We start from the raw sequence: 19,921 nt of genomic DNA, 5'->3' as shown, positions 1-19,921 counted from the left end.
CAGTGCGGCGGCAGATTTCGCGACATTGTTCTACCGTAGCATTGGCAAGCGTTCGAAAGCTTTCGATAAGCAACGTGAATCGAAGGTTACCGACCCCGCACGATCTTAACGAGCCGATCCCATGCCCCAGCCCCATATCCGCCTCGCCGCGCCTGAGGATGCACCCGATGTCGCGGCATTGATCCGCGCCTTGGACCTGCACTATGTGGGCCCGGATGTGGCCCAGCCCATCGAGCCGACGCTGGCGATGGTCGAGCGCTCGATGCTGGAGGCGGAAGGGACGCGCTATGCCCTGGCCTATCTGAGCGGGCGCGCCGTCGGCCTCGCGTGCTTCGCCGTGCTGAGGCCCGGATCCAGGCTCTCGGGACTTCTGTTCGTGAAGGAGCTTTTCGTCACGGAGGACGCACGTGGACAGGCCATCGGCAACGCCCTGATGACCTGGCTTGCCGGGTATGCCCGCAGCCAAGGCATCGCCCGCATCGACCTGACGACAGATGGCGGCAACCGGGGCGCGCGGGCATTCTACGAGCGGCTCGGGGCGGTCAGACAGGACAAGGTATTCTACCGCTTCAATCTCTCGACCGACGTGCTCGCCGGCCATGGAGAGAGCCCTCAAACCAAAGAGAGCGCTTGACGACGGCTGGCCTTTGGTGTGTTTCTGCTCCACCGAGCCCGAACCGGGCTTTCGGATGGACGATGGCAATGACGCTGCTCACCCTCACGACGAGCAAAACGAAAACCGTCACGACGGCCGTGAAAACGGCCGAGTAGCCTCGTCGTCCCCGGTCCTCTCTCCCGTCGGGGCGAGAGGCGACACCCGAATAGGGTTCTTATATCTCCGGGGAGAGCGATAACAGGAGAAGTCCAATGGGTTACAAGGTCGCCGTTGTAGGCGCGACGGGCAATGTGGGCCGCGAGATGCTCGACATTCTCGCCGAGCGCGCTTTCCCTGCCGATGAAGTGGTGGCGCTGGCCTCCCGCCGCAGCCAGGGTTCCGAGATTTCCTACGGCGACAAGACGCTGAAGGCCAAGACGCTCGATACTTACGATTTCTCCGATGTCGATCTGTGCTTGATGTCTGCCGGTGGCGAGATTTCCAAGGAATGGTCGCCCAAGATTGCAGCCCAGGGCGCGGTGGTGATCGATAATTCCTCCGCCTGGCGCTACGACCCGGAGGTGCCGCTCGTGGTGCCGGAGGTCAATGCCGAAGCCGTGCGCGAGATGAAGAAGGGCATCATCGCCAACCCGAACTGCTCCACGGCGCAGCTCGTTGTGGCCCTGAAACCCCTTCACGATCATGCGAGGATCAAGCGCGTGGTCGTTGCGACCTACCAGTCGGTCTCCGGCGCCGGCAAGGACGGCATGGACGAGCTCGACCGCCAGACCAAGGCGCTCTATTCGCTCCAGGATGTGCAGGAAAAGAAGTTTCCCAAGCGCATCGCCTTCAACCTCATTCCCCAGATCGACGTGTTCATGGAGGACGGGTTCACGAAGGAAGAGTGGAAGATGATGGCGGAGACCAAGAAGATTCTTGATCCCAAGATCAAGCTCACCGCCACCTGCGTGCGCGTGCCGGTCTTCATCGGCCATTCGGAAGCGGTGAACGTGGAGTTCGAGAAGCCGATCACGGCGGACGAGGCGCGCGAGATCCTGCGTTCGGCGCCCGGCATCGTCGTGATCGATAAGCACGAGCCCGGCGGCTACATCACCCCGCACGAAGCGGCAGGCGAGGATGCCACCTACATCTCCCGCATCCGCGAGGACATCACGGTCGAAAACGGTCTCGCCTTCTGGTGCGTCTCCGACAACCTGCGCAAGGGCGCGGCCCTGAACGCGATCCAGATCGCGGAAGCGATGGTGAACCGGGGCCTGCTGCCGTCGAAGAAAAAGGCGGCGTAAGGGCTTGGCCGACAGGATTCTGCAACGCGATGGCCGGGCTTGTCCCGGCCATTTCTTTTTAAACGATGCAGCCCGCCGCAGGCGCCGATCAATGGGCGTGGTCGCAATGCTCCGGGTCGTGAGCGCATTCCGCCTTTTTCGCATCGTTTGAACCGACCGCCGCCATGTCGTCGAGGATGGGGCAATCGGGCCGGTCGTCGCCATGACAATGGCTGGCGAGATGACGGAGCGTCCGGCTCATGGCCTGCAATTCGTCGATCTTTGCCTGCAATTCCTTCACATGCTTGAGCGCGAAGGATTTCACATCCGCGCTCGCGCGGGTCTTGTCGCGCCAGAGCGCCAGGAGCTGGCCCGTTTCCTCGATCGAAAACCCTAGGCCTCGCGCGCGGCGGATGAAGCGCAGGGTGTGGATGTCCTCGGCGTCATAGACCCGGTATCCGCTCTCCGTTCGTGTCGCAGGGCGGATCAGGCCGATCCTCTCGTAATACCGGACCATCTTGGCGGAGATGCCGGACGCTTGAGCTGCTTCACCGATATTCATCGCTCATACTCATGATCAGACGCCGGCCAGAATGCCTGCCTGTTCCGCGTTTGTGAAGAAAGCATCCGCGTGACGGCTCTCGGCAACTGTCCCTCTCACTTGGCCAGGGCCGGCCGAAGGGCCGCGCCGCGTTCCTCGCCGGTTCTCAGCGGCGGAGCAAAGCCCTTCAGGCGCAGGGCATTGGTCAGGACACTCACGCTCGAGAGCGCCATGGCGAGGCCCGCCACCATCGGGGAGAGCAGGATTCCGAAGGTCGGATACAGCGCTCCCGCCGCGACGGGGATTAGGACCGCGTTGTAGCCGAAGGCCCAGAACAGGTTCTGCCCGATATTGCGGATCGTGGCCTGCGACAGGGCGATGGCGTTGGGGACGTTGCGGAGATCTCCCGACATCAGCACCACATCCGCGCTTTCGATGGCGATGTCCGTGCCCGTGCCGATGGCGAGCCCGACATCGGCCTGAGCGAGGGCTGGCGCATCGTTGATGCCGTCGCCGACGAAGGCGACCGCCGCGCCGCTCTTCTGCAGGCGCTTGACCACATCCGCCTTGTCCGTCGGCAGAACCTCCGCCACCACTTCGTCGACGCCGAGCGATCGCGCGATGGCTTCCGCCGTGCGGCGGTTGTCGCCGGTGATCATGACGATCCGCAAGCCGAGGTCGCGAAGAGCCTTGAGCGCCGCGGGCGTGGTCTCCTTCACCGGGTCCGCCACCGCGATGATGGCCGCGAGGCGCCCGTCCACCGCCGCATAGAGGGGGGATTTGCCCTGCGCGGCCAGACGCACCGCCGTGGCAGCGAAGACGCTCAGATCATGCCCCTGCTGGCTCATGAGCCGGTCGGCACCGACGACGACCTGGCGTCCGCCGACCTTGGCCACCACGCCGAAGCCCGGCTTGCTCTCGAAGCTGTCAGGCTCGACGAGGGTGAGGCCGCGACGGCGCGCCTCCGCCACGATCGCCTCGGCGATCGGATGCTCGGAGCGGGTCTCGACGGAGGCCACGAGGCCCAGCACGTCGGTCTCCGCGAAGCCTTCGGCCATCTGCAGGTCGGTGAGTTCGGGGCGGCCCTTGGTGAGGGTTCCGGTCTTGTCGAGGGCGATCACCTTCGCGTTGCGCAGGGCCTGGAGCGCCTCGCCCCTGCGGAACAGGATGCCCAGTTCCGCCGCCTTGCCCGTGCCGACCATGATGGAAGTCGGGGTCGCCAGACCCATGGCGCAGGGGCAGGCGATGATCAGCACCGCCACCGCGTTGACGAGGGCGAAGCTCAGCGCCGGATCGGGACCGAAAGCAAACCATATGGCGAAGGTCACGGCCGCACAGGCCATGACGGCGGGCACGAACCACATGGTGATCTTGTCCACGATGGCCTGGATCGGCAGCTTGGCGCCCTGGGCGGCCTCAACCGTGCGCACGATCTGCGCCAGAACGGTGTCGCTGCCCACCTTCGCCGCGCGGAACTGGAAGGCGCCCGTCTTGTTGACTGTGCCGCCGACCACGCCGGAGCCGACGCCCTTCTGGGCGGGGATCGGTTCGCCGGTGATCATCGATTCATCCACGAAGGACGAGCCGGAAATCACCTCGCCGTCCACCGGCACCCGCTCGCCCGGGCGGACGACCACGATGTCGCCGACGCGAACGACCTCGACCGGAACATCCTGCTCCTGACCGTCCTTGATCACCCGCGCGGTCTTCGCCTGCAGGGTCATGAGCCGCCGGATCGCATCGCCGGTGCGGCCCTTGGCGCGGGCCTCGAAATAGCGCCCGAGCAGGATCAGGGCGACGATCACCGCGCCGGCTTCGTAATAGGTGTAATCCATCCCGATCGGCAGCACGGAGGGCGCGAAGGTCGAGACGACGGAGTATCCATAGGCCGTGCTGGTGCCCAGCATGACGAGGGAGTTCATGTCGGGCGCGCCGCGCAGCAGAGCGGGCAGGCCTTTGACATAGAAGACGCGGCCGGGGCCGAACTGGACGATGGTGGCAAACACGAAGCAGATGAGCTTGATGTTGTCCTCACCGATCTTGCCCGCCAGCAAGTGGTGCAGCTCTTCGATCATGTGTGAGCCCATCTCGAAGACGAGCAGCGGAATGGTCGCGATGGCGGCGATGATGAGGGAACGTCCCAGGCGGGCCATTTCCGCGGCGCGGGCCTCTTTCTCCTTGTCCCCCTGGGCCGCGTCCGTACGCACCTGCTCCGCCGGGTAGCCAACCTTCTCGGAGGCGGCGATCGCGGAGGCGATGACACCGGCGCCGCCGGCATAGCGCACATGCGCCCGCTCGGTCGCCAGATTGACGGATGCGCCGAGCACGCCTGGCACCGCATTGAGCGCCCGCTCCACGCGGCCCACGCAGGACGCGCAGGTCATGCCCTTGATCGCCAGATCGACACTCTCCTCCGCGGGCTCGTAGCCCGCGTTGCGGATGGCGGTCAGGACGGGCTCGGGCCGGATGCCGGGCAGGGTGGTGACCTGGGCGCGCTCGGTGGCGAGATTGACCGCGACATCCTTGACGCCCTCGACGGCCCGGATGGCCTTTTCCACCCGGCCGACACAGGAGGCGCAGGTCATCCCGGAAATGGGAATCGCAAGGGTTTGCGAGGATGAGGCGGCTGGGGATGAGAGTTTTTCCGTCACGGACAGGATCCTTCAATCTCGGGACGGTCAGATCCATAAAGGTTCCCACAAGGGGAAGGTCAAGGGCAAAATGAGAGCCCGATTCCGGGCGTCAGGTAACCGCCGATCCGTCGGCGAAGCTTGGATCGGTCGATGGTACTGCCGATCTGGGCCAGATCGGCAGTACCATCACCCTTGCCGGCAACACCCCACCACGAAGACCTTCCACACCGGCGGTCTTTCGTAACGCCGTTTGCAGTGTAAGAATCTTGAAAATCACCAGGGGCCGGCTTATCGGCTCCTGACCGTCAGCGGCACCGCTCGGCGTGCGGAGATCTATGGCAGGAGAGCCAGATGCAAGCGGAAACTCGTCGCGAATATGACAGCCTCGGCCCCGTGGATGTGCCGGCTGAGGTGCTCTGGGGTGGACAGACCGAGCGGGCGCGCCGCAATTTCCGCATCTCCGGCATCCCGGTGAGCCGCTTCCCCTGGCTCCTGGCAGCTCTCGCGATGACGAAGCAAGCCGCCGCGCGGGCCAATGCCCGTCTCGGCGGCCTTTCCGAGGTCAAGCGCGATGCCATCGAGGCCGCCTGTGTCGAAATCATCGACGGCAAGCATCATGATGCGTTTCCCCTCGATGCCATCCAGGGCGGAGCCGGCACGTCGCTCAACATGAACATGAATGAAGTCGTCGCCAATCTCGCCAACGAGCGTCTCGGCGGGAAGCGCGGACTCTACGATCCGGTTCATCCGAACGACGATGTGAACCGTTCTCAATCGACCAACGATGCCTACCCGACCGCGGTCAGGCTCTCGCTGCTGCTGGCCCGCCTCTCCCTCGAGGAGGCTCTCGCCGATCTGGCGAACAGCTTCGACGAGCGCGCCAGGGCCTTCGCCGATGTCATCAAGCTCGGCCGTACCCAGCTTCAGGACGCGGTGCCGATGACCCTCGGCCAGGAATTTTCCGCCTTCGCGACGGTGATCCGGGAAGATATCGCCCGCCTGAACGAGATGGCTCCGCTCCTGAGCGAGGTCAATCTCGGCGGCACGGCCATCGGCACTGGGCTCAACGCGCCGAAGGGCTATGCGGAAGTCGCGCTGGTGGAACTCTCGGCCATCAGCGGCATGCCGCTGGTGCGGGCGAGCAATCTCCTGGAGGCGAGCTGGGACATGGGCGCCTTCGTGCTGTTCTCGGCCATGCTGAAACGCTCGGCGACCAAGCTCTCCAAGATCGCCAACGACCTGCGGCTTCTGTCGAGCGGCCCGCGCGGCGGATTGGGCGAGATCCATCTGCCCGAGATGCAGCCCGGCTCGTCGATCATGCCCGGCAAGGTGAATCCGGTGATTCCCGAGGTGGTCAACCAGGTGTGCTTCCAGGTGATCGGCAACGATCTCGCCGTGACTCTGGCGGCGGAGGCGGGACAGCTTCAGCTCAACGCCATGGAGCCCCTGATCGCCTTCAATCTGCATGTCTCGCTTCAATTGCTCGAGCGCGCGGTGCGCACCCTCGACGAGCAATGCGTGCAGGGCATCCAGGCCGATGCCGAGCGCTGCCGCGTCCATCTCGACGCCAGCGTCGGTATCGTCACCGCGCTTGTGCCGCTCATCGGCTATGGCCGTAGTGCCGAACTCGCCAAGGATGCGCTGAAGCTCGGCAGGCGGGTGCCCGACCTCGCCATCGAACGCGGATTGATCACCGAGGCCGAGGCGGCGACGCTGCTCGATCCGATGAAACTGGCCCATCCGCTCTGAGCGGATGACGGCTCCATCCAAAACATCGAAAAGATGAGCTGACCTTGCCAGAGTGGGAAAGTTCCCACTCGTTCCGGACCGGCATGGCCCCAGCATCCTTCGAGACGCAGATTTCGGCTATTCTCAGGACGAGGACGGCGTTGGGATAAGGCTGCTCCCCAGGATGAGGATCGCACGGCCTCAGAGCGAACCCGCATCGCGGGCGCTGAACATCGACACCCGCTCCGGCATGTTCTCCAGCGCCGGCGCGAAGGTGCCCGTCTCCGGATTGCGCACCAGCAGCACCCCTGACGCGACGCCGAAATAGGCACCGTGGAGCTGCAGCTTGCCGCGCTCCACGAGAATGCGGACGCAGGGGAAGGTCATCAGGTTCTTGATGCTGTTCTCGATGGCGGCGAGTTCGAGCCTGGCCTGATACTCGGCCAGGTCGCCCTGGCGCGGGCCGATTCGCTCGGCGGCGGGTGCGATCAGGTTCATCCAGCGGCCGATGAAATCGCCCGGCGAGAGCGGCGCGGTGTCGTCGGCGAAGGCGCGGATGCCACCGCAGCGGGCATGGCCCATCACCACGATATGCTTCACGCGCAGGGCCTGGACCGCGAATTCCAGCGCCGCGCTGGTGCCGTGATAGTCGCCGCCGGTCTCATAGGGCGGTACGAGATTTGCCACGTTGCGGACCACGAACAGCTCGCCGGGGCTCGCGTCGAAGATCACTTCCGGGGAGACCCGGCTGTCGCAGCAGCCGATCAGCATGATTTCCGGCGATTGTCCCTTTTCGGCAAGCTGCTCGTAGCGCCCCTTCTCGCGGGCGAAACGCTCGTCGAGGAAGCTGCGGTAGCCATCCGTGAGGCGTGTTGGGAACATGGCAGGCTCCTTTGATACGGACTCTCCAGAAGCACTTTCCGGTCAGATGAGCAACATTTCTTGAAGTTTTTCGATGCACGGCTTCGCGTTCATCCGTCCGACTTCGGAGAAATGCATCGGTGTGATGGCACGCATTCCCAAGTTTGATTGGATCTTTTCAAGCCCGGCATGGTGATCTCGGGCCCCGAAAGGGATTTAGGGGATTGCCTATGGTCGACACGACGGCTGCCATCGCCTTCGGGCTCGTCGCCTTGGGCATGGTTCTGACGCCCGGTCCCAATATGATCTATCTGATTTCCCGCTCGATCTGTCAGGGGCGGGTGGCGGGCCTCATTTCGCTCAGCGGTGTCGCGCTCGGATTTTTCTTCTACATGCTATGCGCGGCTTTCGGCATCACATCCCTGATCTTTGCCGTTCCTTATGCCTATGACGCGCTGCGCCTGACGGGGGCGGCCTATCTCCTCTATCTCGCGTGGCAGGCGCTCAAACCGAACGGGCGCTCGCCGTTCCAGGTGAGGGAGCTGCCACGGGACAGCAACCGCAAGCTCTTCACCATGGGTCTGGTGACCAACCTTCTGAATCCGAAGGCCGCCATGCTCTATCTGTCCCTGCTGCCGCAATTCATCGACCCGGCGAAGGGCCATGTGTTGGGGCAATCTCTCATGCTCGGCTCGACCCAGATCACGATCAGCATCACCGTCAACGCGCTCATCGCCATCTCGGCGGGAACGATCGCCACGTTCCTGGCCCGCCATCCCCGCTGGATCACGGCGCAGCGCTGGCTCATGGGCACCGTTCTCGGTGGGCTTGCCGTGCAGATGGCTGTCGAGGCGAAAAAATAGGGCAGAAGCCTGCGGCCGGCGTATGTCGGGCCGTCTCGGCGCGGATGGTCACGCGACGCTTCGCACCACCTCGTCGAGCTTGGAGAGTTCGACATTCGCGCCGCAGAGAAGCACGCCGATCCGCTCGCCGGGCTTCGGCCGGTAGGCGCCCGATGTGAGCGCGGCGAGGGCGGCGGCTCCGCCCGGTTCGGTGGCGATGCGCCAGTCGCGCCAGAGTTGGCTTTGCGCGTCGCGGATGGCCGCGTCGGTGACCAGGGCCACGTGATCGACCGTCCTGCTGCAAATGGAATAGACGAGATCGCCCGTATTGCGTGCGCCGAGCGAATCGGCGGCGACCGAGTCGACATCCACATCGACAGGCTTGCCGGCCTGCAACGCGGCGTGCAGCGCCCGCGAACCCTCGGGCTCGACACCCACCACCTTGACGCGACCGGCCCACCAGCTCGCGATGCCGGAAACCAGGCCGCCGCCGCCGACCGCGACGAGCACCGTGTCGAGGGCGGGACCGTCCTGCTCCCATTCGAGCCCGACCGTGCCCTGGCCGGCCATCGTCGTATCCGCATCGAAGGGATGGACCCGCAGCGCGCCGCTTGCCGCCACGTATTGATCGCAGGCGCCTTGCGCATCCGCGTAGCGCGCGCCGCCGATCACCACCTCGGCCCCGTGGGAGCGGATGACCGCCACCTTCGCGGGGCTCGAGATCTCCGGCACGAAAATGCGGGCCTTCAGTCCGAGCTGCTTGGCCGCATAGGCCACCGCCGCGCCGTGATTGCCGCCCGACGCGGCCGCGACGCCAGCCGCCGGTACCGGCTTCGAGAGCAGGGTGTTGAACGCACCGCGCGACTTGAACGAACCCGCATGCTGTAAAAATTCGAGCTTCAGGCTCACCGGCCCGTCATGGCCGAAAGCCTGAGGCAGGGTCCAGACCGGCGTGCGGCGGATATGGGGAGCGATGCGGGCGTGGGCCTGTTCGATATCGGCGCGGGTAATGGGCAGGGAGATGGACATGGGAACCTGTGGCGAAAGGGTCCAGATGGCGACGGGGAGGCCATGGGCGTCCCGGTCGGGCGGGTCGGGAAAGGATCGTCCTCCACCTCTAGCCATGTCGAGCGCGACGGCCAACCCCGCAAGGGCATCGAGAAGATCGTCCTCCGCCGCGCCGCGGGGCGTAGCCGTATCGATGAGGTCGCGCGGCATTCCGGCGAGCGCGAGAAGTTTTCGGCGCAGGGCGAGGCCTGGCGCGTAAGGCCTGCTCTTCACCTTCTTCGGTTCGTGAAGCGGCTGCCCGCCATTCATGGACCAGAAGGCAAGCTCCGGATGAACCTCGACGATGCGCGGCACGAGGGCGGGCCGTGCGCGCAGAAGCGCATCGATCTCCCGGATCTTGGGAAAAATGTTGAAGCCCTGTTTCGACACTTTGCGTGGCGGATCGGACGTGCCGGCGGCGAGCGTGCACGCCGCGTCGTAATCCTCCGCGTGGACCGCGCATCGGGAGGGAATGGCGAAGACCGAGGATTGGCGCGCGCCGAGGAGCGGGCGAATCAGCTGCTCCGGACGCCGGCCGGAACCTTGCGTCCATTCCGGCAGGCCGATGGGCATGTCGACGGCGACGATTTCAGGACGCTCGGGCGCATCGACGATATCGGCGAGATGCTTCGCGATCCGCAAGACGGGAGGATGCAGGCCGTCCCGATGCATGAACACCGCAATCCAGCCCGCCGGGCATCCGTCGACTCCTGCAACCCACATCCTTCGCCCTCGCATTCGTTTCCGGTTGGCTTGGCGCGCGCGGGCGTTATTAAAATCGCGACATCGTTCGAGAGGAAGCCCCATGACCGACATTCGTCCGCGCCGCAGCGCGCTCTACATGCCGGGGTCGAATGCCCGCGCGCTGGAAAAGGCGCGGACGCTGCCTGCCGACGTGCTGATCCTCGATCTCGAGGATGCGGTGGCGCCGGATGCCAAGGCGGCGGCGCGCGATCAGGTCTGCGCGGCCGTGGCGCAGGGCGGCCTCAGCCCGCGCGAAGTCGTGATTCGCGTCAACTCCCTCGACACGCCCTGGGGCGAGGACGATCTGGCGGCCGCTGCCGCCGTCGCGCCGGATGCGATCCTGATCCCGAAGGTCTCGACGCCGGAGGCGCTCGTCGCGGTCGGCCTCCGTCTGCGGCGGCTCAAGGCGCCGGAGCGGGTGCGGGTCTGGGCGATGATCGAGACCCCGCACGCCATCCTCGAGGCGCAGGCCATCGCCAGCGCCGCGCATGACGTGGACACGCGGCTCTCCTGCTTCGTCATGGGGCTGAACGACCTCGCCAAGGAGACCCGCGCCCGCCTCACGCCGGGCCGAACGCCGATGCTGCCCTGGATGATGACGGCGCTCGCCGCGGCGAGGACTTATGGCATCGACATTCTCGACGGGGTCTACAACAGCCTTTCGGACGAGGCGGGATTGCGGGCGGAATGCGAGCAGGCCCGCGATTGCGGCTTCGACGGAAAGACCCTGATCCATCCGAACCAGATCGCGGCGGCGAACGAGATTTTCGCGCCCTCCGTCGAGGAGGTGGAGAATGCCCGCGCGATCGTCGAGGCGTTCGAGAAGCCGGAGAATGCTTCGAGAGGCGCCATCGCCATCAACGGCCGCATGGTGGAGCGGCTGCATGCGGACATGGCGAAAAGAGTGCTGGGACTGGCGCAAGCGATCGAGACGCGCTCTTCCCCTCCCCCTTGCGGGGAGGGGTAGGGGTGGGGGTCGCAAAGTCGAAGCACTGGGTTGGAGGTGCGGGGGCTCAAGGCCGCTACAGCTCTCCCTCCACCCCGCTCGCCTGGTCGTTCCACCCCCACCCTCAATCCCTCCCCGCCGCAAGTCGGGTGTTCCCGACTGGCGCAGGATGAAGCGGATCTCGGGAACACCCTCAATCCGTCAGAGGCCGCGCCTCTTCCGGCAGCATGATCGGGATGCCGTCGCGGATGGGGTAGGCGAGCTTGGCCTGGCGGCTGATCAGCTCCTGGCGCACGGGATCGTAATCGAGCGATTCCTTGGTCAGGGGACAGACCAGCATTTCGAGGAGCTTGGGATCGATCCGGGTGGCCTCGACCGGCTGGGGAGGATCTTCGGTCACTGTCTGTATCCTATTGAAGAGTGCTGTCGGAGCCGTTGCCGCCGCGGGCGAGTTCGATCTCGGTGAGCGCGATCAGCACCTCGGCGCGGGTCTTGAGATCCTGCGCCTCCAGAAGCGCCTGCTTTTCGCGAACGCCGAAGGGGCTCATCATGCACAAGGCGTTGACCAGGGCCTCGTTCGGCGCTTCCTCGATACCCTGCCAGTCGACGCGCACATCCGCTGCTTCGACGAAATCGCGCAGCGCCTTCACGACGCCGCTCCTGTCGACTTCGCCCTCGCCGGCGCGGGCGGTGAAATCCGTCTCGAAGGGGTCGAAATCAACGCGGCACCGGCGATAGAGCGTCGATGCGGGCACCTCGTCCTCGATGCGGAAGCGGGCGATGCCGACGAGCGTGACCAGATAGCGTCCATCTCCCGTTTCTGCGAATTGGGTGATCCGGCCGGCACAGCCTACGTGATAGAGTTGCGGGGCCTGCGCCGAGCCGCCGCCATCCGCATCGGGCTGCACCATGCCGATGATCCGGTCGCCCTTCAGGGCGTCATCGATCATCGCGAGATAGCGCGGCTCGAAGATGTTGAGTGGAATCTGGCCGCGCGGCAGAAGCAGAGCTCCCGGAAGCGGAAAAACCGGAATCACCGACGGGCAATCCTCCGGCCCCCGGTATACCGCGTTCATTCCCATTCCGTTCTCCCGTGCGTCGGATGGACATCACGCAAACAGGATCGAGGAGAGCCTCCGTCGTCCTGCAAGTGTCGCCTCGTCCATCGGGCCCCAGGCCTCGAAGAACTGGACGAGTTGCTTGCGCGCGCCGTCCTCGTTCCAATTGCGGTCGCGACGAACGATTTCAAGGAGCTGATCGGCAGCTTCTTCGCGCTTGCCGCGTCCGTTCAGCGCCACCGCGAGATCGAAGCGGGCCTGATGGTCGAGAGGGTTGACCTGCACCCGGTGCTGCAGCTCCGAGATGTCGCCGAGAGTCCCTGCCTGTTCAGCGAGTTCGACGGCGGCTCGTGCGCCCACGATGGCGGGATCGTTGGCCTTGTCCGCGGGAACCATGTCGAGAAGGCGCTTGGCGCCCTCGATATCGCCCAGCTCCACATGCAGCTTGGCGAGGGCGGCCAGAGCCTGCGCATGGGCGGGATCCTGCGTCAGGACAGCCGCGTAAAGCTCGGCTGCGCCCGCCGCATCGCCTTCCGCCGCGAGGCTGTCGGCCTCGGCCATCAGCTCCTCGGTCGCGCTCGGGCCGAGAGGGCCGACGAGGCGCTCGATGAAGCTCTTGATCTGGCTCTCGGGCAGGGCGCCCATGAAGCCGTCCACCGGCTGGCCGCGCTGGAAGGCGAAGACCGCCGGGATCGACTGCACGCCGAGCTGGCCCGCGATCTGCGGATGCTCGTCGATGTTCATCTTGACGAGCTTCACCTTGCCGCCGGCCTCCCGGACGGCCTTTTCCAGCACGGGGGTCAGCTGCTTGCAGGGGCCGCACCAGGGCGCCCAGAAGTCGACCAGCACCGGCTGTTGCATCGATTCGGCGAGGACATCCTGACGGAAATTCGCCGTGGTCGTGTCCTTGATGAGACCGTCTGAAGGGGTCCCGTTGGGTGTGTCGGCAAGCATGCGATCCTCGAACACGGTCTTGAGGGGCTGACGTCTCCCTCACATGGGAGCGGCGGGGTCTTCTGGCAATTCCGCCGGGGGCTCCGGCAGGCGTAAAATCAGCGGGTCGTGGCCGGTCGCGCGCAGGAACTTGATGAGATCCTCCCGCGAGACGCCCGTGGTCATAGAATTGACGAGGGGGTGAAAATTCACCCGTTCGTGCTCCATGAGGTTGGCGTCGAGAATCATCGTCACCTGGCCATCCGTGTCGTTGGCGACGGCGAAAGGGGTGACGGAGCCGGGCTCGACCCCGAGCATCGCCCGCAAGCTCTCGGCGGAGCCGAAGGACAGGCGGCCCGAGGCGCCGATGGCCGCATGGGTCCGCTTCAGGTCGATGGGCGTCTCGTCCTTGGCGGTGATCAGGAAGTAGCGGCCCTTCTTGTCCTTCACGAACAGGTTCTTCGAATGGGCCCCGGGAATCTGCGCCTTGACGGGGCGTGATTCGGCCACGGTGAAGACCGGCTCGTGCTCCACCGTATCCGTTGCGATGCCGAGGGCGGCAAGGCGGTCGAGGAGCGCCTGGGGGGAGAGATGGGCCACGGTTGAAAAATCTCCAGACGAGACCTTTAAGACGAGGTCTGGCTTCTAGCGCATCCTGCGGAAAAGTGGAGGCCATTTTCGGGTCCGATGCTTTAGCGCATCGTGCGGAAAAGTGGACCCGGTTTTTCGCTGACGCGGACCTTCGGTTCGCCCAGAACGATGCGCTCTCGATAAAAGAGAGCATCGGCTTGATCCCAAAAGTGGAGTCCACTTTTGGGTCCGAGGCTCTAGCGATCCGGCCGCCTGCTCTCAAGCCGCCTTCGAAAAAGATCTGTGGGGCCCCTTGCAATGTGAATCGTTTTGGGGCACATCAGCGGCCTCGCAACGGCGCAGCGCGCCGCGGAGCGCGGGTGTAGCTCAGGGGTAGAGCACAACCTTGCCAAGGTTGGGGTCGAGGGTTCGAATCCCTTCGCCCGCTCCAATTTCCAAGACTTCCTCCCACCCCAGGGAAGCACCGAACGGCCCCGTTTTCTGCGGCCGCTTTTCCTTGAAAAACGAATCTGTTCCCAACGGCCCAGTGCCGCGCCTCGGGAATCCGACGCGCGGCTTGAGGCTTGTCACGCCGCGCCGGCCTTCTCCGCCGCCATCGATTCGGCGATCCGCCGCTCGATCTCGGCCCGGTCCGTGATGCCGGCCGGGTTTGCCCTGGACGGCATGAATTTGCGGTAGTGCAGGAAGCGTCCGCGGCTGACCTCTTCGAGGCGGGCAAGCTCGGCGAGCGGATCGGCATGATCGTCGACCCGGATGTCGACCATCGGATATTCCTCCTCGTCGTGGATCAGGATGGCGGCCGATTGCTTGCCGCGCTTATCGCCCCCGGCCGCTTCGCCCGCCTTCAGCGCCGCCAGGAAACGGCGGGCGAGGGGCAGGTCGGAGGAGGCTTCGAAGACCCGGGCCGTTTCCTGGATCACCTGTTCGCCCGCGAGCATGTTGCCGGCGACCGAAAACGTGTCGCGGGTGAGGTGGCCGCACCAGGGCACGCAATCCGCGCCCGTATGGGCGGCGAAACGCCCCTGACGATCCATCACGTGAGCCTGCCGCTGCCCTCGCCCTTCATCAGCCGCGGTGACGATGTGCAGCACATCCTCGGCGGAGGCGCCGGCGCGCAGGAGCTCCAGGCCGCGATAGCCGTAATATGGATTGACGAAGGCCTGGCTCGCGATGGCGCCGATGCCGCTCGCCACGAACGGCACCCGCGCGCCGACCGCAAAGGCGCATGTCGAGACCGCGATCCCGATCTGGCCTGTCTTCTCATCCCTGGCAACGATGGACCACGTCATGCTTCGCCTCCCGCGCATAAAGCCGCGGCCTCTCGGACGGGCCGCTGATCGGATTCTGGATTAAACGGCTTGCAAGCGCCCGTCGAGCGTCCGTTGCTCTCTTGTTGGATGAGCGTATCGTTCCATGCGGAAAACCGGGTCCACTTTTCCGCACGATGCGCTAAGCCGTCACGCGCAGGGTCGTCGCGATCGGCGTGCCGCGCTTCAGGGTCTTCGTCACGGGCGTCTTCTCGCAGATCTCGGCGAGGCGCGCCTGCTGGTCCGGTGTGAGGTTCCCGCCGAGGACGACTTCGCGGTCGATGCTCTCGACGCCGTCCTCATCGCGCCGGAATCGCGCATCCACCTCGATGCGGCCGAGCTCCCAGCCCTTTCGGTCCGCATACATCCTGAGCGTCAGGGACGTGCATGCGGCGAGCGAGGCCAGAAGCAGCTCATAGGGCGAAGGGCCCGTATCGGTGCCGCCGAGGCTCTTCGGCTCGTCCGCATTCAGCACATGAGAGCGCGCGCGGATCTCCTGTTTCAGGCCCGATGCGCTGACGAGATGGACGGAGGCCATGATTCTTTCCTTCTCTGGCGATATCAGCTTTCGGGAAGCGGGATGAATTCGCTCTCGTCGGGCACATGGGCGAAGCGGCCGGTCTTCCAATCCTCCTTCGCCTGTTCGATCCGCTCCTTGCTGGAGGAGACGAAGTTCCACCAGATATGGCGCGGACCTTCGAGCGCGGTGCCGCCGAGAAACATCATCCGCGTCGTCTGAACGGCCCGTACGGTGATACGGTCGCCGGGCCGGAACACCAGAAGGCGCGGGCCCTCGAAGCGCTCGCCTGCGATCTCGACTTCTCCGTCGACCACATAGATCGCCCGCTCCTCGTGATCGGCATCGAGAGGAGCCGACATGCCGGCCTCCAGCGCGACCTCCACATAGAACCAGTCCGACACCCGCTCGACGGGCGCCGAGGCTCCGAAGGCCGAACCCGCGATCACCCGCGCCCGGATGCCTTTGTCCTGCACGATGGGCAGGCTCGCGGCATCGTAGTGCTGGAACGAGGGTGCGATTTCCTCCCGGTCGGCGGGAAGGGCGATCCAGCTCTGCAGGCCGAGCATCTGCCCGCCATGACGCTCCGCCTCCGGCGAGCGTTCGGAATGGGCGATGCCGCGCCCGGCCGTCATCAGGTTCATGGCGCCCGGTGCGATGTCCTGCACATTGCCGTTGCTGTCGCGATGGGTGATGCGCCCGTCGAAGAGATAGGTGACGGTGGCCAGTCCGATATGCGGGTGCGGCCGCACGTCCATCCCCTTGCCCGCGATGAACTGGACCGGGCCGAAATGGTCGAAGAAAATGAAGGGCCCGACCATCTGGCGTTTGCCATGCGGCAGGGCGCGGCGCACCGAAAAGCCGTCGCCGAGATCGCGGACGCGGGGAATGACGACCAGTTCGAGCGCATCGCAGGACTTGCGGTCGCCCAGGATCGGATCTTCCGTCGGAAGCCAGCTCATCGCGTATCTCCGTCATTGCATTCGGACGGAACTATAGGGCTTCGGCGGGCCAAGCAAAGCGCATGCCGCGCAAGGTCGCATCGGCATGAATGCCTTCCGCGCTCCGGCAAAAGGCAAAGCGCGCGGGTGGAATCGGCCCGATTCATGGGGCGTCAGCCTGCGTCAGATTGGGAGGATGTTTCATCCTGGGGTCTTCGTTCGTCATGTGCTAGATCGCCTTCATTCTTCGAGAGGCTGCATTCCTCAGGCCAGCCTGCGTATAGAAGGCATGACACATGGAATTGCCGCCGCTCCTGCGCCAAGGCGTGGATGCCGCGCTTGCGGGAATCAACCTGTCGGACCTGAGCCGGGCGGCGAGCGCCCTGTCGGCCCGCTACCGGGCCGAGATCAGGGACGGGCGGTTTCACCTTTCCGACGATCTGGCGGCGCGGGCCTATCTCGCGACCCGCCTGCCCGCGACCTATGCCGCCATCCGCGCGGCGATGGAAACGATCGCGGCCGTGCGCCCCGATTTCGTCCCCGCATCCCTGCTCGATCTCGGGGCCGGTCCCGGCTCGGCCCTCTGGGCCGCCATGGAATGCTGGCCCGGCCTCGAGGGCGCTCTCCTGATCGAGGGCAGCGCCGCGATCCGAAGCTGGGGTGAGAGACTCGCGGAAGGCCTTCCCGTCACGGTCGAATGGCGCGTCGGCAATGTCGCGGGGCCATTGCCCGATCTCTCGCCCCGCGATCTGGTGACGCTGGCCTATGTGCTCGACGAGCTGGAGCCCGGAATGCGGGGCCCGCTCGTCGATCGCCTATGGGCTCTGACGGCGGATATCCTGCTGATCGTCGAGCCGGGCACGCCGGCCGGCTGGGAGCGCGTTCTTTCCGCGCGGGAGCGGCTGATCGCCGCCGGGGCGCAGATCCTGGCGCCTTGTCCGCACGGGATGGCATGCCCGCTCGTCGCGCCCGATTGGTGCCATTTCTCCCGCCGGGTCGCGCGCTCCCGCCTGCACCGCCTGGCCAAGGGAGCGGAGGTGCCGTGGGAAGACGAGAAGTTCATCTATCTCGCGGCCTCCCGCCGGCCCGGCCAGCTTCCGGAGGCCCGCGTCATCGCGCCGCCCCGATTGGGCAGCGGGCAGGTCCGGCTGAAACTTTGCCGCAACGATGGCGCGGCGGATGAGAGCCTGCTCACCAAGCGCTCCGGGGCCGCGTTCAAGGCCGCGCGGCGCGCCGATTGGGGGGATGCGCTGTAGCGCATCGTGCGGAAAAGTGGACCCGATTTTCCGCAAAGACGATGCGCTCACCCAACGAGAGAGCATCGGAACGATCCCAAAAGTGGAATCCACTTTTGGGTCCGATGCTCGGGGCGTCGTTTGCGACGGGGCACGGCCTCGTGCTAACGCCACTGCGTTCGATCGAGAGTTTTGGCGAAGATGGCCGGCAAGAATCCGCTTTTTCGTGGCGATACGCTTCCCCTGATCCGCCGCCTGTGGCGGGACTGGATGCGCCCTCACGCCAGGACGCTGGCCCTTGTGCTCCTCCTCGTCGCTTTCGTCTCGGGCGCGACGGGCCTCTATCCGGTCCTGATCAAGGAAGCCTTCGACGCTTTCTCGGCCAAGGACCAGACGGCGATCCTGCTCGGCCCCATCTTCGTCATCGCCGTGACATCGGTGAAGGGCTTCTCGCTGCTGGCCCTGACCGTGCTCACCAACAAAGTGGTGACGCGGATCGAGGCGGATATGCAGACCGCGCTTTACGGCCACATGATCGAGGCCGATCTCGCCCAGACCGGGCGGGAGAGCCCGGCCGCGCTGACCCAGCGCTTCACCACCGATTTCCTGTTCATCAAGGAAGCCCTGACCCGTCTCTCGACGGTGTTCCTGCGCGAGGTCACTACCATCATCGCCCTCATCGGCGCGATGCTCTGGATCGACCCGGTCCTGACCCTGGTGGCGGGCATCACGGTGCCCTTCATCGCCCATCCCATCGGCAAGATCGGCAAGAAGCTGCGGCGCGTGGCGATCTCGACGCAGGAGCAGACGGGCCAGATGGCGAGCCTCATCAGCGAGAGCCTCGCAGGCACCCGCATCGCCAAGACCTACGAACTCGAGGGCTATCTCAAGGGCAAGGCGGCCCACACCTTCGACGAGGTGCGCAAGCTCAAGATGAAGGCGGCCAACGCACGCGGCCGGCTCGACCCGCTCCTGGAAGCCGGTGGCGGTTTCGCCGTGGCGGCGGTGCTGGTGCTGATCGGCCAGCGCATCGTGTCCGGCGGCAGCACGGTGGGCGATTTCACCGGCTTCGTCAGCGCGCTCATCCTGGCGGCGCAGCCGATCCGGGCGCTCGGCAATCTCAACGCCATCATCCAGGAGGCGGCCGCCGCCCTGCAGCGCACTTTCGACGTGATGGATGAGAAGCCGCAGATCCAGGACAGGCCGGGGGCGAAGCCGCTTGCCGTGTCGGGAGGAGAGATCCGCTTCCAAAATCTCGGCTTCTCGTACAACACGGAGCAGACGGCGCTCCATCATGTGGATTTCACGGCCGAAGCCGGGCGCACGACCGCCCTTGTCGGCCGCTCGGGTTCGGGCAAGTCGACGCTTCTGTCGCTCGTCCCGCGCCTCTACGATGCCACGGCCGGCGCCGTGCTGGTCGATGGGCAGGATGTGCGCGACGTGACCCTGCGTTCCTTGCGCGCGGCCATCGCCGTGGTGAGCCAGGACGTGGTTCTCTTCGACGACACGGTGCGGGCGAATATCGCCTTCGGACGGCCGGGAGCGAGCGAAGACGCGATCAAAGCCGCGGCGAAGGCGGCGGCGGCGCACGATTTCATCATGAGGCTGCCGCAGGGCTACGACACCGTTGTCGGCCCCGGCGGAGGCAGGCTGTCGGGCGGCGAACGACAGCGCGTGTCGCTCGCCCGCGCCTTCCTGAAGGACGCCCCGATCCTGCTTCTCGACGAGGCCACGAGCGCGCTCGATTCCGAATCCGAGCAGCTGGTGCAGGAGGCGATCCGCAACCTCATGAAGGGCCGCACCACGCTGGTGATCGCCCATCGCCTCTCCACCGTCCGCGACGCGGACCGGATCGTCGTCATGGAGGCGGGCCGCATCGCGGAGATGGGTTCGCACGATGCCCTGATCGCGAAAGGGGGCACCTATGCCCGCCTGCACCGGCTGCAATTGTCGAACGACGCGGAGCCGGTCTCTGCTCAGGCGTAAGGCTTGGATGACGCGTCGGGGCAGGCCTTACGGCCTCTCCTTCATCCTCAAGAAAGGCCGCAACATCACCACAGCCCCATCCTGAGGAGGACCGTCAGGTCCGTCTCGAAGGATGAAGGCGGAGGAGGTTTGT

The 19,921-nt window shown here is 65.5% G+C and carries 18 protein-coding genes and 1 tRNA gene; 8 read left to right on the top strand and 11 right to left on the bottom strand.

Annotation, left to right across the window (positions count from 1 at the left end; all coding sequences use genetic code 11):
- Positions 1–121 precede the first annotated feature (121 nt).
- On the top strand, positions 122–634 hold the full coding sequence (locus AB4Y97_RS08785) for a GNAT family N-acetyltransferase (RefSeq protein ID WP_441998646.1): 513 nt from the start codon (positions 122–124) through the stop codon (positions 632–634).
- 233 nt (positions 635–867) lie between these two features.
- Positions 868–1,899: an aspartate-semialdehyde dehydrogenase gene (locus tag AB4Y97_RS08780; RefSeq protein WP_441998645.1), complete on the top strand. Its 1,032-nt coding sequence runs from the start codon at positions 868–870 to the stop codon at positions 1,897–1,899.
- An 88-nt stretch (positions 1,900–1,987) separates the two neighbouring features.
- Here the strand turns inward: AB4Y97_RS08780 and cueR are convergent, their stop codons facing one another.
- Together cueR and AB4Y97_RS08770 are read right to left on the bottom strand one after the other, a co-directional pair.
- Positions 1,988–2,440 carry a Cu(I)-responsive transcriptional regulator gene (gene cueR / locus AB4Y97_RS08775; RefSeq protein ID WP_441998644.1) on the bottom strand — a complete coding sequence of 151 codons (453 nt, stop codon included), beginning with the start codon at positions 2,438–2,440 and terminating at the stop codon, positions 1,988–1,990.
- 95 nt (positions 2,441–2,535) lie between these two features.
- The gene (locus tag AB4Y97_RS08770; RefSeq protein ID WP_441998643.1) at positions 2,536–5,070 is read right to left on the bottom strand and encodes a heavy metal translocating P-type ATPase; all 2,535 of its coding nucleotides are present in this window, start codon (positions 5,068–5,070) and stop codon (positions 2,536–2,538) included.
- Between the two features lie 333 nt (positions 5,071–5,403).
- Between AB4Y97_RS08770 and AB4Y97_RS08765 the strand changes: the two genes are divergently transcribed.
- Complete coding sequence (locus AB4Y97_RS08765; RefSeq protein ID WP_441998642.1) at positions 5,404–6,801, top strand: aspartate ammonia-lyase; 1,398 nt, start codon at positions 5,404–5,406, stop codon at positions 6,799–6,801.
- A gap of 180 nt (positions 6,802–6,981) precedes the next feature.
- Here the strand turns inward: AB4Y97_RS08765 and AB4Y97_RS08760 are convergent, their stop codons facing one another.
- Complete coding sequence (locus AB4Y97_RS08760; RefSeq protein ID WP_441998641.1) at positions 6,982–7,662, bottom strand: carbonic anhydrase; 681 nt, start codon at positions 7,660–7,662, stop codon at positions 6,982–6,984.
- A gap of 209 nt (positions 7,663–7,871) precedes the next feature.
- Here AB4Y97_RS08760 and AB4Y97_RS08755 point away from each other — a divergent pair, with 209 nt between their 5' ends.
- The gene (locus AB4Y97_RS08755; protein ID WP_441998640.1) at positions 7,872–8,504 is read left to right on the top strand and encodes a LysE family translocator; all 633 of its coding nucleotides are present in this window, start codon (positions 7,872–7,874) and stop codon (positions 8,502–8,504) included.
- Between the two features lie 48 nt (positions 8,505–8,552).
- Here AB4Y97_RS08755 and AB4Y97_RS08750 read toward each other — a convergent pair whose 3' ends face one another.
- Entirely contained in the window at positions 8,553–10,253 is a 1,701-nt protein-coding gene (locus AB4Y97_RS08750) for a serine/threonine dehydratase (RefSeq protein WP_441998639.1), read from the bottom strand.
- 82 nt (positions 10,254–10,335) lie between these two features.
- Between AB4Y97_RS08750 and AB4Y97_RS08745 the strand changes: the two genes are divergently transcribed.
- Positions 10,336–11,241, top strand: a complete 906-nt coding sequence (locus AB4Y97_RS08745) for an HpcH/HpaI aldolase/citrate lyase family protein (protein WP_441998638.1) — start codon at positions 10,336–10,338, stop codon at positions 11,239–11,241.
- 172 nt (positions 11,242–11,413) lie between these two features.
- On the opposite strand, the gene AB4Y97_RS08740 is transcribed toward AB4Y97_RS08745, so the two are convergent.
- The 4 genes from AB4Y97_RS08740 to AB4Y97_RS08725 are packed head-to-tail and all read right to left on the bottom strand — an operon-like array spanning position 11,414 to position 13,811.
- Positions 11,414–11,620 (bottom strand): Trm112 family protein, encoded by a 207-nt coding sequence (locus tag AB4Y97_RS08740; protein ID WP_441998637.1) that lies wholly within the window; start codon positions 11,618–11,620, stop codon positions 11,414–11,416.
- 10 nt (positions 11,621–11,630) lie between these two features.
- Positions 11,631–12,302, bottom strand: coding sequence for an LON peptidase substrate-binding domain-containing protein (locus AB4Y97_RS08735; protein ID WP_441998636.1), 672 nt, complete (start codon positions 12,300–12,302; stop codon positions 11,631–11,633).
- A gap of 27 nt (positions 12,303–12,329) precedes the next feature.
- Positions 12,330–13,232 (bottom strand): thioredoxin, encoded by a 903-nt coding sequence (gene trxA, locus AB4Y97_RS08730; protein ID WP_441998635.1) that lies wholly within the window; start codon positions 13,230–13,232, stop codon positions 12,330–12,332.
- Positions 13,233–13,271: 39 nt separating this feature from the next.
- Positions 13,272–13,811, bottom strand: a complete 540-nt coding sequence (locus tag AB4Y97_RS08725; RefSeq protein ID WP_441998634.1) for a prolyl-tRNA synthetase associated domain-containing protein — start codon at positions 13,809–13,811, stop codon at positions 13,272–13,274.
- Positions 13,812–14,157: 346 nt separating this feature from the next.
- On the opposite strand from AB4Y97_RS08725, the gene AB4Y97_RS08720 reads away from it, so the two are divergent.
- Positions 14,158–14,232, top strand: a tRNA-Gly gene (locus AB4Y97_RS08720).
- Positions 14,233–14,368: 136 nt separating this feature from the next.
- On the opposite strand, the gene AB4Y97_RS08715 is transcribed toward AB4Y97_RS08720, so the two are convergent.
- The 3 genes from AB4Y97_RS08715 to AB4Y97_RS08705 form a co-directional block, all read right to left on the bottom strand.
- Positions 14,369–15,091 (bottom strand): DUF1028 domain-containing protein, encoded by a 723-nt coding sequence (locus tag AB4Y97_RS08715; protein WP_441998633.1) that lies wholly within the window; start codon positions 15,089–15,091, stop codon positions 14,369–14,371.
- Positions 15,092–15,251: 160 nt separating this feature from the next.
- Entirely contained in the window at positions 15,252–15,647 is a 396-nt protein-coding gene (locus AB4Y97_RS08710; protein WP_441998632.1) for an OsmC family protein, read from the bottom strand.
- Positions 15,648–15,670: 23 nt separating this feature from the next.
- Positions 15,671–16,588 (bottom strand): pirin family protein, encoded by a 918-nt coding sequence (locus AB4Y97_RS08705; RefSeq protein WP_441998631.1) that lies wholly within the window; start codon positions 16,586–16,588, stop codon positions 15,671–15,673.
- 275 nt (positions 16,589–16,863) lie between these two features.
- On the opposite strand from AB4Y97_RS08705, the gene AB4Y97_RS08700 reads away from it, so the two are divergent.
- Both AB4Y97_RS08700 and AB4Y97_RS08695 read left to right on the top strand, forming a co-directional pair.
- The gene (locus AB4Y97_RS08700; RefSeq protein ID WP_441998630.1) at positions 16,864–17,823 is read left to right on the top strand and encodes a small ribosomal subunit Rsm22 family protein; all 960 of its coding nucleotides are present in this window, start codon (positions 16,864–16,866) and stop codon (positions 17,821–17,823) included.
- 180 nt (positions 17,824–18,003) lie between these two features.
- Complete coding sequence (locus AB4Y97_RS08695) at positions 18,004–19,788, top strand: ABC transporter ATP-binding protein (protein ID WP_441998629.1); 1,785 nt, start codon at positions 18,004–18,006, stop codon at positions 19,786–19,788.
- Positions 19,789–19,921: the final 133 nt, after the last annotated feature.

This window comes from Microvirga sp. 2TAF3 (genome assembly GCF_052114965.1).
Taxonomy (GTDB): domain Bacteria; phylum Pseudomonadota; class Alphaproteobacteria; order Rhizobiales; family Beijerinckiaceae; genus Microvirga.
Note: the sequence above shows the minus strand (reverse complement) of the source record. Positions and strands in the feature narration are given on the sequence as shown.